Annotated in this window: 12 protein-coding genes and 1 pseudogene; 8 read left to right on the top strand and 5 right to left on the bottom strand. The window is 48.4% G+C overall.

Annotation, left to right across the window (positions count from 1 at the left end):
* Position 1: 1 nt before the first annotated feature.
* From silB to silC, 3 genes are all read right to left on the bottom strand, one after another.
* On the bottom strand, positions 2–1,294 hold the full coding sequence (gene silB / locus LB453_RS23025; protein ID WP_001485328.1) for a Cu(+)/Ag(+) efflux RND transporter periplasmic adaptor subunit SilB: 1,293 nt from the start codon (positions 1,292–1,294) through the stop codon (positions 2–4).
* A gap of 113 nt (positions 1,295–1,407) precedes the next feature.
* Complete coding sequence (cusF, locus tag LB453_RS23030; RefSeq protein WP_001246153.1) at positions 1,408–1,761, bottom strand: cation efflux system protein CusF; 354 nt, start codon at positions 1,759–1,761, stop codon at positions 1,408–1,410.
* Positions 1,762–1,789: 28 nt separating this feature from the next.
* Entirely contained in the window at positions 1,790–3,175 is a 1,386-nt protein-coding gene (gene silC, locus LB453_RS23035; RefSeq protein WP_033755787.1) for a Cu(+)/Ag(+) efflux RND transporter outer membrane channel SilC, read from the bottom strand.
* Between the two features lie 189 nt (positions 3,176–3,364).
* Here silC and silR point away from each other — a divergent pair, with 189 nt between their 5' ends.
* The 4 genes from silR (at position 3,365) to LB453_RS23055 (ending at position 6,689) form a co-directional block, all read left to right on the top strand.
* Positions 3,365–4,045 carry a copper/silver response regulator transcription factor SilR gene (gene silR / locus LB453_RS23040; protein ID WP_033755785.1) on the top strand — a complete coding sequence of 227 codons (681 nt, stop codon included), beginning with the start codon at positions 3,365–3,367 and terminating at the stop codon, positions 4,043–4,045.
* Positions 4,038–5,516 carry a copper/silver sensor histidine kinase SilS gene (gene silS, locus LB453_RS23045; protein WP_103797628.1) on the top strand — a complete coding sequence of 493 codons (1,479 nt, stop codon included), beginning with the start codon at positions 4,038–4,040 and terminating at the stop codon, positions 5,514–5,516. Before silR ends, silS begins: the two co-directional genes overlap by 8 nt.
* 245 nt (positions 5,517–5,761) lie before the next feature.
* Complete coding sequence (gene silE, locus LB453_RS23050; RefSeq protein WP_103797629.1) at positions 5,762–6,193, top strand: silver-binding protein SilE; 432 nt, start codon at positions 5,762–5,764, stop codon at positions 6,191–6,193.
* A 145-nt stretch (positions 6,194–6,338) separates the two neighbouring features.
* The gene (locus LB453_RS23055) at positions 6,339–6,689 is read left to right on the top strand and encodes a DUF305 domain-containing protein (protein ID WP_007871800.1); all 351 of its coding nucleotides are present in this window, start codon (positions 6,339–6,341) and stop codon (positions 6,687–6,689) included.
* A 406-nt stretch (positions 6,690–7,095) separates the two neighbouring features.
* On the opposite strand, the gene LB453_RS23060 is transcribed toward LB453_RS23055, so the two are convergent.
* Positions 7,096–8,004, bottom strand: coding sequence for an HNH endonuclease (locus LB453_RS23060; RefSeq protein ID WP_007374408.1), 909 nt, complete (start codon positions 8,002–8,004; stop codon positions 7,096–7,098).
* A gap of 798 nt (positions 8,005–8,802) precedes the next feature.
* Here LB453_RS23060 and LB453_RS23065 point away from each other — a divergent pair.
* From LB453_RS23065 to LB453_RS23080, 4 genes and pseudogenes are all read left to right on the top strand, one after another.
* Entirely contained in the window at positions 8,803–9,165 is a 363-nt protein-coding gene (locus tag LB453_RS23065; RefSeq protein WP_033755779.1) for a hypothetical protein, read from the top strand.
* A gap of 342 nt (positions 9,166–9,507) precedes the next feature.
* Entirely contained in the window at positions 9,508–9,843 is a 336-nt protein-coding gene (locus LB453_RS23070) for a hypothetical protein (RefSeq protein ID WP_033755778.1), read from the top strand.
* Positions 9,840–10,616: pseudogene (locus LB453_RS23075) on the top strand (tyrosine-type recombinase/integrase). Before LB453_RS23070 ends, LB453_RS23075 begins: the two are co-directional and overlap by 4 nt.
* Positions 10,617–10,733: 117 nt before the next feature.
* Positions 10,734–11,330 carry a recombinase family protein gene (locus LB453_RS23080; protein ID WP_101826942.1) on the top strand — a complete coding sequence of 199 codons (597 nt, stop codon included), beginning with the start codon at positions 10,734–10,736 and terminating at the stop codon, positions 11,328–11,330.
* Positions 11,331–11,447: 117 nt separating this feature from the next.
* Here the strand turns inward: LB453_RS23080 and LB453_RS23085 are convergent, their stop codons facing one another.
* A complete protein-coding gene (locus LB453_RS23085; RefSeq protein ID WP_101826943.1) occupies positions 11,448–12,353 on the bottom strand; it encodes a LysR family transcriptional regulator in 906 nt (301 codons plus the stop codon).
* Positions 12,354–12,438 lie beyond the last annotated feature (85 nt).

Genomic DNA, 12,438 nt, shown 5'->3' on the forward strand with positions numbered 1-12,438 from the left:
CTCAGTGCCCTGAATGCATATTTACAGGCTGCTCAGACATTGCTGGCATACTGTTTTCTGTTTTTTCAGGGTGGCGCATACGTTCCAGCGCGCCCGTAATATTGGCTTCGGAGTCAATGAGGAACAGGCCACTGACCACCACGGTATCGCCTTCATTCAGGCCGGAGCCAATGCCGGACTGTTGCTGTGATTCATGCAGAACGTGGATCTGTTTCGGCACAAACTTGCCTTCATCATCAACAGTAATCACGCGCTGTTCTTTGCCGGTATCGATAACGGCCTGGCTTGGTATCAGCAGCATCTCCTGGCTCTTGGTATTCAGTTTCAGATAGGCATTCATGCCCGGCTTGAGAAACTCATCCTTATTAGAAACCTGGAGACGGACCTGAAGCGTACGGGTTGTCTGATCCACGCTGGGAAGAATGTTCCATTTTTCGACATGGAATGTTTTATCCGGATAAGCCGGTACCGAAATTTCAAACTGCGACGTATCTTTCAGCAGATATGCGATAGATTCTGGCACTGCAGCGCTGATCCAGACCGGGTCCATCCCCTGAATCTGAGCCACTACTTTATCTTTCGAAATATTCATTCCGGTGCGCAGGTCAAACGCAGTAATGACACCATCAATAGGTGCTTTAATGGTAAAACGGGTCTGGATTGTGCGGGTTGAACGCAGCCTTTGAATATCCTCTTCCGGCATACCAGCTAGACGAAGTCGCTCCAGAACCCCTTTTATCTGGGTTGACGTACCGCCTGTACCGGATAACAGCAGGAACTCACTTTGTGCCTCAACCCATTCAGGAATGGTGATATCGATAAGCGGAGTGCCTTTCTTCACATGATCGCCAATCGTCAGGGGATACACTTTTTCGACGAAACCGTCAGAGCGCGCCTGCACAATGACAAACTGATACTCGTTGTAACTGACATTAGCCGGGATTGTCTGAGAATAATTCAGCATTCCTCGCGTGACTTTTTGCGTTTTTAATCCCAGATTCTGAACCTGCGTTGGATCGATACGGATCCCGCCACTGCTTTTATCGCCGCTTTCATCAGCATATTTTGGCACCAGGTCCATATCCATAAAGGGAGATTTTCCGGGTTTATCAAATTTGGTATCCGGTTTCATCGGGTCATACCAGAAAAGTACCTTTCGCTCCGGTGCCTTTTGTTCGGTTTGTACTGTTTTTTGTGATGAGTTTACATACTGCCAGGCAGTAACCGATATCAGCCCTCCTGCTATGAGGCTGCTGATAATTATTGCAGCATATTTTATCTTTAAAGAAGCCATACAATTTCTCGCTGAAAAATCAAAACACCTGGCATATGCGCCCGATCATTCATTCACAGTAATCCCTTAATGAATGTTCAGGCGCACTGGATGTATTCGCTCCGGACTGATAATCAGGATTGCGTAACGTTAATGCTTTTGAGTAAGGAGATATTGCCCTGCTGAATAAACGAGAAATCGACATGGTTGCCGGTTTTCAGGGCATTGATAGCGTCGTCTGCATTAACAAAAGTGAAGCGCATGGTCATTGCAGGCCAGCCCACAGCAGGGATTGCTTCGTGCGAAATGGTAATCTTTTTACTATTCATATCAATGTCTTTAACGACACCGGTGCCCTTGATAACCTGCTGTACCGAAGCATCACTGGCAGCATTCATATCGCCATGCTGATGTGTTTCAGCATGAAGACCGGCAGAAAACATGACAGAGAAGGCACCAAATAAAACGGCTTTAAGTGAATTACGCATTTTTAATTTCCTGATTAATTAAATAAATTTACTCTACCCAACCGCCACCCAGCGCGGTAAACAGATTAATTTCGTTAACCTGTCGGGAATAGGTAAGATCGAGAATGGTTTGCTGCGTAGCGAAGAGGGAACGTTCTGCATCCAGCACTTCGATGTAACTGACAGCACCACTTGCATATAATCCTCTGGCACGCTGGAGAGTTATCTGAAGTGAATCAAGATAACGCTGCTGTGACTCAAGTTGCTGGCTAAGGCTGTCGCGCAGTGCAAGCGTGTCGGAAACATCCTTAAAGGCTGACTGAATTTTTTGTTCGTAATTAACCACCGATTGTTGCTGGCGAATTTCAGCCAGCTTCAGATTGGCTTTATTCCTGCCAGCATTAAAAATAGGAATTTCAATTTTAGGGATAAAATTCCACATTCCACTTCCTGACGTAAACAGGCTTGACAGCTCCGTACTGCTTGCGGAAAGACCACTGGTCAGGGTAATGGAGGGGAAAAAGGCCGCTCGCGCTGCGCCAATATTGGCATTAGCCGCTTTCAGCTGATATTCCGCTTCCATAATATCCGGTCGCTGCAGCAAAATTTGTGAAGATAGATTTGGTGGCAATTTTACTGGTGCGATCTCCCCGCCTTTCATCCCTTTTTCTGACGGAAGTGCGCGGTACGTTCCCAGCACCAGTTGCAGGGCATTGTTTGCCTGAGCCAGATCGCCTTCTCGTTTGGCTATTTCGGCGCGGGTACTTTCGATTTGTCCTCTCGCCTGTTCAAGTGCCAGAACGTTCGTACTCCCGGTCACGAGCTGTTGCTCAACGAAAGCATAGGACTGTTCATAATTTTTCAGCGTTTCCCGCGCAATACGGAGTTGTTCGTACGCCAGTTGCTGGCTGAAATAGCTCTGTGAAACGTTGGAGACCAGCAGGATGTGTACGGCCCGACGGGCTTCTTCGCTGGCAAAGTAGTTCTGGCGGTCAGCATCACTCATGTTCTTAAGTTTGCCGAAAAAATCGAGCTCATAACTGAGCTCCAGTCTCGCGTCGTACTCCTGTGTGGTCGGCTTGTCACCTTTCAGACCACCGCTGTATGTTATCCCGGATGAGGCATTCAGCTGGGGATAACGATCTGCATCCGTGACGTTGAACTGGGCTCGGGCCTCTTCAACCTTCAGGGCAGCCATTCTCAAATCACGGTTATTAGTCAGAGCTTCACCGATCAACCGGGTAACCTGGGGATCGACAAAAAAGTTACGCCAGCCCGTATCCCGATAGCCATTTACCGCTGGCGTCAGGCTGTTATGGGACAGTGAAAACTGCTGGGGTACCGGTGCTGCGGGCCGCTGATATTCAGGCGCAAGCGACACGCAGCCTGCCAGGATGAATATCGTGCTAATGCTGAGTAATTTTAATTTGAACATAACGCTTCTCGTCCAGGCAGACCTGGTAAATGGTTCAAATGAAGTCCAGAGTATTGATAGGGGTACTTTACCTAACGCTCTCTGTTTGCCGAGTGACAGGATAATGACAATGTTGTCATTTTTGCTGTAATCCGTTGATAACGATCGTGGGCGCAATAGAATGACATTAGCAGCCAGCCGGGGAGCAAGATGAAAATATTGATCGTCGAAGACGAAATTAAAACAGGTGAATATCTCAGCAAAGGGCTTACAGAGACAGGGTTCGTAGTGGATCACGCTGATAATGGTCTTACCGGATATCATCTCGCCATGACAGCCGAGTATGATTTAGTCATTCTGGATATCATGCTACCTGATGTGAACGGCTGGGATATCATCCGCATGCTGCGCACTGCCGGAAAGGGTATGCCGGTCTTACTGCTGACAGCCCTCGGCACGATCGAACATAGGGTCAAAGGACTGGAACTGGGTGCGGACGATTATCTGGTTAAACCCTTTGCGTTTGCCGAACTGCTCGCCCGGGTGAGAACCCTTCTGAGGCGGGGAAACACGATGATCACGGAAAGCCAGTTTAAGGTGGCTGACCTCTCGATTGATCTCGTATCCAGAAAAGTCAGTCGCGCCGGAAACCGCATTGTGCTCACCAGTAAGGAGTTCAGCCTGCTGGAATTCTTCATTCGCCATCAGGGAGAGGTTCTTCCCCGCTCCCTGATTGCCTCTCAGGTCTGGGACATGAATTTTGACAGCGACACTAATGCGATCGATGTCGCAGTAAAGCGACTCCGCGCTAAAATAGACAACGATTACGAGACAAAGCTGATCCAGACAGTCCGGGGCGTGGGCTACATGCTGGAGGTCCCGGATGCATAGCAAACCTTCCAGACGCCCTTTCTCACTCGCTCTGCGGCTGACCTTTTTTATCAGCCTGTCCACGATACTGGCTTTTATCGCCTTCACCTGGTTTATGCTGCATTCTGTTGAAAATCATTTTGCCGAGCAGGATGTCAGCGATCTTCAACAAATCAGCACCACACTGAACCGTATACTGCAGTCCCCGGTGGATCCGGATGAAAAAAAAAAAATAAGCAAAATAAAGGAATCAATTGCCAGCTACCGCAACGTTGCCCTTTTGCTCCTCAATCCCAGGGGTGAAGTGCTCTTTAGCTCAGCTCAGGGGGCGGCACTACGCCCGGCAGTGAATTCAGCAGATTTTAGCGAGCACAGCCGCGCACGGGATGTCTTTCTCTGGACGGTGGAGGATCCTGCGGGACCGATGGATACCGGGTCCGAAATGAAGATGGAAACATACAGGATTATCGCCTCCTCTGGTCAGGCGATATTTCAGGGCAAACAGCAGAACTATGTCATGCTGACTGGCCTATCCATTAATTTCCATCTCCATTACCTCGATGCGCTGAAAAAGAACCTGATTGCGATTGCCGTCGTGATAAGCCTGTTGATTGTTCTGATCATTCGAATCGCTGTCCGTCAGGGGCACCTGCCCCTTCGTAATGTCAGCAATGCCATTAAAAACATCACCTCCGAGAATCTTGATGCGCGACTGGAACCGACACGCGTTCCCATTGAGCTGGAGCAACTGGTTATCTCGTTCAATCATATGATTGGAAAGATTGAGGATGTCTTTACCCGCCAGGCCAATTTCTCTGCCGATATCGCGCATGAGATCAGAACGCCCATCACCAATCTGGTGACGCAGACTGAAATCGCACTGAGTCAGGATCGAACACAGAGGGAACTTGAGGATGTCCTCTATTCCAGTCTTGAAGAGTATAACCGGATGACCAAAATGGTCAGCGATATGCTGTTCCTGGCACAGGCAGATAATAATCAGCTGATACCTGACAGGGTCATGTTTGACCTCAGAGCGGAAGTCATGAAAGTCTTCGAGTTTTTCGAAGCCTGGGCCGAAGAACGCAATATCACGCTCAAATTTAACGGGATGCCCTGCCTGGTTGAGGGAGATCCACAAATGTTCAGAAGGGCGATCAATAATCTGTTATCCAATGCCCTGCGTTATACCCCGGAGGGACAGGCAATCACCGTCTCAATAAGAGAGCAGGAGAGCTTTTTTGACCTTGTGATTGAAAATCCGGGGAAACCAATCCCTGAAGAGCATTTATCAAGGCTGTTTGACCGTTTTTATCGGGTAGATCCGTCCAGACAACGAAAAGGAGAAGGCAGCGGCATCGGCCTTGCGATTGTGAAGTCCATCGTGGAAGCACATCACGGAAGAGTGCAGGTGGAATCGGACGTACGTTCAACTCGTTTTATCCTATCCGTGCCCAGACTGGAGAAAATGATTCCGGAAACCCAGTACTGAGAATAAAGATTTAAATGACAAAGATGTCATTAGCCTGTCATGCAGCAAACAGAAGCCATTCGATATAATTAGTGCAACTTATCAGGAAGGCATTATTACTTCATCCATACACGGCATCAGCACAAGCCAGGAGTTGTATTAAAGCCTCATCCCGGCGGAATACGGTCTGTAGAGTTGTCAGTTGTACTACTGAGGACACAGATCGAAATTCACGGACATCACTAATTCAGAAATGGAGAGTTACCATGAAAAATATCGTCTTAGCATCAGTGTTAGGTTTGAGCTTAATTTCTACGGCCTGGGCCACTGAAACTGTAAATATCCATGAGCGTGTCAATAATGCTCAGGCTCCGGCCCATCAGATGCAGTCTTCTTCAACTCCAGCCGCCATCCAGGGGGCAGCTCCACGGATGGCCGGTATAGATCAGCATGAACAGGCTATTATTGTTCATGAAACCATGAACAATGGTTCAACAGATGCACATAAAAAAATGGCGGAAAGTCATCAGAAGATGATGGGAACTGGCACCGTTAACGCTTCCCGTCCGGCGACTTCGTTTGCGGCGATGAATGAACATGAAAGAGCAGCTGTTGCCCATGAATTTACGAATAACGGTCAGTCCGGCCCCCATCAGGCTATGGCTGATGCACACCGCCGCATGATCAATGCGGGCTGATGACAACTGAAGTTTCCGTGCGGTTACCCTTTCCTTGATAGATTGTCCCTTATACGGATATGTTGTTATTTTTTGCCCCCTTCAGGGGGCTTTTTTGTCTGACTCAGCTAAACTTATCCGGTAACCATCTGAAAGGGTTTATTATATGAAAATCACAAATTCGCTTTTTGTTATACTGATGTTATCCCTGCCAGCGATTTCCGCAGAACATTCAGAAATGAAAATGTCAGATATATCCTCATCGGCATCGTCACAGGAATATATGTCCGGCATGAAAGGTATGCATGACAAAATGATGGCCGCTGTAAAAGAGTCCGATCCCGACAAGGCTTTTGCGAAAGGCATGGTAGCACACCATGAAGGGGCAATAGCAATGGCTGAGACCGAGCTAAAATACGGAAAAGATCCGGAAATGAGAAAGCTCGCGCAGGACATCATTAAAGCTCAAAAAGGTGAAATTGAGCAGATGAATAAATGGCTTGGTAATCAAAAATAATGATTGCGGAAATAATATATTGCGCGTACAGTCAGAGTGTTCCCGGGCACGGGAACCTGTTAATCGTTAATTAATCAAAACCCGATTCATTTCGGGTTTTTCCTTTTACCCCCCCAACGCATGCACTGCACCGAGTGAAATTCACCTGAGCCAATTCTGCTTGCTTATTATTTCGATGGGAATTGCTGATTTTAATTAAGTCTATGTTTTAAAGGTGTTTCTCATGCCTGGGTTTGGCAGGGGTTCGTCCTGTTCTCTGGTCATGCGCAATGGCAATTCGCAGTCAGGGCTCAAGACTACTTTTACCTCTTTTTTAACAGAAAGTTTCTGGACCCGATACTTGCCGGAAACATCATCTGCTGTTCATCCCGACCAATAAAACGAAGGTATCACTCTCGTTTGAATCTCACTTACTTTCCATTTTGTAATAAAGAATCAAGTTTTCCAGTGATATATCAATACCAACTTTTTTTAATAACCTTTTTCGCGCAGTGTATATTTCTTTCAGCATATCTTCATAACCCTGACCAAGGTGAATTTGTTTATGGCAATTGCAACACAGAGATATGATATTTTCTTCAACATCAAGAGATGTGTCAAAAGCATCTTGCCTGGACATAGGTACAATGTGATGAGGTTCTGTGTAATTTAAGGATGAATTTCGCCTTCTGAATGTTGGGTGGTCACTATCGACTTCACATCTGTAACCTGCTTTATTCAGCGCATTTTGGGATACGCCTTTACTCCTGGGATACGAGAGGCCATTTTTTACTTCTATTGCATTTTTCTTTGGTTTGGCTTCCCCTGTATATTCAAACGTCTGAACGTTGTCAAAGATATTACTTTTCTCTATGGCATTGATCAACTCATCGTCAGAGTAATACTCACTGCTGGCCATTTCTGTTGTACCAAAAAAATCCAGTTCGTTAATTGCCTGAACAAGTTCCTCACGAATTGTCCATAAGTTTCTTTTGGGTTTTCCGCCGATTTCTTTACTCTTCATTACGGTAATGAATTTTGTACCGGATGCGATATTTCCGACACCTTTAACCTCGAATCTACCAAGTTCTTTTTGAACTCTGCCACCCAGTCCGTTTATGACTCCATTAGCACTCATGCTGTGCAGGTCGTACTTCTTACCAATATCGAAGCATGTGCAGGAATGATTTGGCTCAATAAACCATTTTTTTAACGCTGCAATACTTTTTGTGTCAAAAACTTTATCATTTGTTAATAAAGTTTTCCATTCTTCCACACTGATATCAATGTCACAGACATACTCTCCATCAATCACTTCGCATATTTTTTTAATCACATTCATTCCCCTGTTATACAGATAGTCATAATGAAAATATAAAGCTCGCTAACCGGTATGGTTGCGTAAGGACCGTAGTCTCTCAGAGACCGTGCTTTCTTTTTTTTCAGGCCTGGACACTAAAGGGTCTGTTGCACCCCGAAAAAATTTGTTGCGGGGATTGCTCATTGAGATGAGCCTCTGCTCGATCATACCAGATCAGCAGGCTGCCCCCAATGCTATGGCTTCTTAGTTTGGCCATTATCCGGCCTTCCTCACGACCAATAAAATAGAGACATTACCCGTGACGCTGCCACCGTCTCAGCCCGGAACGATCAGTGAGCGCTTCTGATGACCTTCGGTTTTTTTAACGAAGCGGGTGGGATACGGTTTGTTGCTGAAATCTTAATAATAACCAACAACTGATGCTAATTTCGCACTTTTAACATATATGAATATAAATGTTATGAATAATTGCATTTACAGGAAATATCATGCGTTTTGTCATCCGGGATCCGAAAAAAGGCAGAACCGGATCTTCGGGCTCACAAGGCGGATTTTTGCGCAGCATACTGTATATAGTGGCTCGATTAGCTGTCTGAGACACTACATACGGGATGCGTCAGCGACAACAGGCCACAGATCTGCCGCTTCCGCCCGCCCCGCCGCCGTGCTACGTTTCCGGTTACTGCCGTATCAGGACAAGTCGGATCATGCCGGTAAGGGCGTACGGTAATTGCATTCATATACTATAAAATAGAATATTATTTTATATATAATAATAACAATATTTTACTAAAGGTGAGTGAGGATTCATTGTTGAAAGCTATCCTCCAAAAGATGGCTGGTGTTTTTGAGATGCATGAACTCTGTATTAAAAAGGCAATACAGATTGTGGGACACGTAAAAATAACCAAAAGGAATATTGTTACTCATTCGGACAGAGGGTTATTAGAGATCATGCCAAACGGGAATCTCAGGGAAATGAACGATTACACCTATAAGCGTGCCGAATCCGATAATATTAAAATGCCAAAGTCTCCTGAAGGCAACGGAGAAGTCAGAGACATTCTGCTAAATCAAGCCTGGACTCTGACTCAAAAAGAAATTTTAAACGCTAGTCTGCCACAAACTCCAGACACAGCCTCTTCCCCACCAAAAAAGAGAGGGCCAGGACTTTGACCCCTGCGCAAGTTGCTGAGAGCCTGGCATCAGCAGGTTGTCGTCCGGATACGGGGCAAAAGTTCAAACAGAGACCGAGGATTTTCCCGATCTGGGTGCACCTGTAGACAACTCCACGGAGGGATAATAAAAAAATGAAATGACCAGCATACCTGTTCTGCTGCACTGCCATGCTGACCGCCGTGTCGCCGTGTCGCCGTGTCGCCGCGTGCCGCGACCTATGAGGAAGCCTCACGCCTGGACGATGCCTATCCGCCGGGAAGTACCCAGGTCTGTATTAAGAACCTCCCCGGGGACGGAAAGAACATCCTGCCGACCCGGCTTGAAGTCAGGGGGACGGTTATGAGCCGGACGGCAGCGCATACCGTTTATCGCGCCACCGCTGCGTGGACCCCGCAGGGAAAAACCGTTCCCGGGCTGACGCTGAGCTACACGCTCACCCAGATAAAAGATGAAGCGGGTTACTATTCGATTGTCGATCCTGCCAGCATGTCGATCACAATGCCGGGTGCAGGGGCCGGGACAGAGAAAACCGTTCTGGAGGGGATGCGCCAGCGCCTGCCTGCAGGGGAAGAATTCACCCCCTACAGTATTACGGAGATTACGGATTTTCCGTCATATGTGGCTCACAGGCCTGACGAGCCTCTGACTTACTGTCATAAGGAAAAGCAGAAATGACCATGATGCTGCCATCACACTATCCACAGGCCCCCGTTCCGCAGCTGTCGGTTGCGATTGATTATCCGGCTGCACTGGCGCTGCGGCTGATGGCTGCACAGCATGATGAATATCCACAGTACCTGCTGGCTCGAGGTTAGCGCCCTTCTCCATTACGTGCCGGATCTGCACCGCAAGATGCTGTTCACCACCCTCTGGAATACGGGCGGGCGCATTAACGAAACGCTGGCGCTGATCTGAGGGGACTTTCTGCTGCGCCAAGGTACCCTTTCGTGTAGCTGGCCACACTCAAGCAGCGCGAGGAAAAGGCAGAGCGCTGGGCCGGTCGCCTGCCTGCCGGCACCGTGCCGCATCGCTTGGTGCCCCTTTCAGACGCGCAGTACGTGACCCAGCTGGAGATGATGTGCGCCGCCCTGCGCATTCCGCTCGAGCGACGGAATGAAAAGAGCGACCGGCCGGAGAAGGTACGGCCCTGGGAAATCGCCGATCGCACAGCGCGCACTTGGCTGAACGAGGCCGTAGAGGCCGTCGCGGACGGCGTGACGTTCTCGATCCCGGTTACACTGCATACCTTCCGGCACAGCTATGCCATGCAAATGCTTTACGCGGGCACGCCGCTCAAGGCGCTGCAGAGCCTGCTGGGACACAAGAGCGCCAAGTCTACCGAGATATACACGCGGGTATTTGCGCTGGACGTAGCCGCGAGACATCGGGTGCAGCTCCAGATGGTGGGAACCGATGCTGTGGTCATGCTCAGAAAGAGCAGCTCTTGATACGTCCGAAACCGACCGGTTTCGGACATGTTATATAACACATGTCCGAAAGTTAGTGTTTTTTATTTCGTACACGCCTTATAATAAGTACACCTATTTCGTACATAAAATAACGTCATGTCACGAGTTTTTGCTTACTGCAGGGTATCGACCCTTGAACAGAACACTGAAAACCAGCGTCGTGAAATCGAAGCGGCTGGATTTAACATCAGACCCCAGCGACTGATTGAAGAGTACATAAGTGGTTCAGTCGCGGCTGCTGAGCGCCCTGGATTTATGCGTCTGCTTGATCGAATGGAAAACGGTGACGTTTTAATTGTAACGAAGCTGGATCGCCTCGGGCGAAACGCTATGGATATTAGAAAAACCGTTGAGCTGCTATCTGCTTCAGAAATACGGGTACACTGCCTGGCGCTGGGAGGGGTAGACCTCACCAGTCCGGCCGGAAAGATGACAATGCAGGTAATCTCTGCGGTCGCTGAATTTGAGCGTGATCTGCTACTTGAACGTACACATGCTGGCATTGCGAGGGCGAAGGCATCCGGAAAGCGTTTCGGCCGCCCCCCGGCTCTGGACGACGAACAAAAGAAAGCGGTGTTCTTGCGTCTTGGTGAAGGGAAAAGCATCAGCGCGATCGCCCGCGAATTTAACACCACACGGCAGACCATTCTAAGAGTAAAAGCGATAATGGAAAACGCTGATGCTCGTTCCTGAGCTCCTTATCTGCGTATGTCCGCTTTGTGCCAGAAGCGGACGTTGGTAGCTGGTAAAAGCTGTAGTGATACTTCGCCGGAGAGAGTAGACCTGTCCGGTTTAGATATCGAAGAATATTTATCTGATTTCGTTTTTTGCAAAACTGCTGTTTAGGTTTTTCAGCACTTCATTGATACCTCTGCTTACAATCCGGTCTTCCCGCATGACTGTCCCGAGAGTCCGGTGAAGAGAGGGCGTCACAGAGTAAAGATCGAGCCCCGATCTTTCCTCAATGCATGCAACGGACATTCTGGGAACAATGCTGTAGCCAAGACCGGCACGGACCATTCTTTTAATAGCTTCGATACTGCCAAGCTCCATGACCGGGCAGGCAATATGTCCCGTCTCCCGGAACCACTGGTCAATCAGGGCGCGTGTCCCGCTTCCCGGTTCAAAGATAATCAGCGGCAGCGGCAACAAAGCGCCCGGATTCCATATTTTCGCACTCGGCTCTGATGCATCCTTTTCCATGATGACAACAAACTCATCCGTACCCAGCGGGATGATGCTCAGGTTTTTACCTGCAGCTGGCAGAGTCACCAGGCCAATATCTATACGATTTTCCTCCACGCCCCGCACTATATCGGAAGTGTTACCTGTGCGTACGTCCACCTTCAGCAGGGGATGGGCCTGCCGCAGTTGCTGTAGTAAGGGGGGAAGTAAATGAATACAGGCCGTTGCGCCTGTGCCAACAGTAACAGTGCCGGTTATCTCATCAGAATGCTGGCACACCGATTCAACTGCTGTACTTACCACTGCATCAATTTTCATGCTGTGCTCAACGAGAGTCAGCCCGGCTGGCGTGGGCCTTACTCCCCGGCTGGTTCGCTCAATAAGCCGGACCTGAAGCGCCTGCTCCAGTTGTCTTATATGCAGGCTCACTGCCGGCTGCGACAGACCAAGTGCTTCAGCCGCCCCGGAGAAACTGCCCCGGCTGACGACCAGTCTGAAAGTAGCCAGGTGATCGAGGTTCAGGTTTGTCATGCCAAAATTTTCCTTATGCCGCTGATAAGTCCTGCTGCCTGTCTGAAATTGTTCATTCCGGTTAGTCTCTGCTTATGACCGCAGA

Source organism: Pantoea agglomerans, from assembly GCF_020149765.1.
Lineage (GTDB): Bacteria > Pseudomonadota > Gammaproteobacteria > Enterobacterales > Enterobacteriaceae > Pantoea > Pantoea alvi.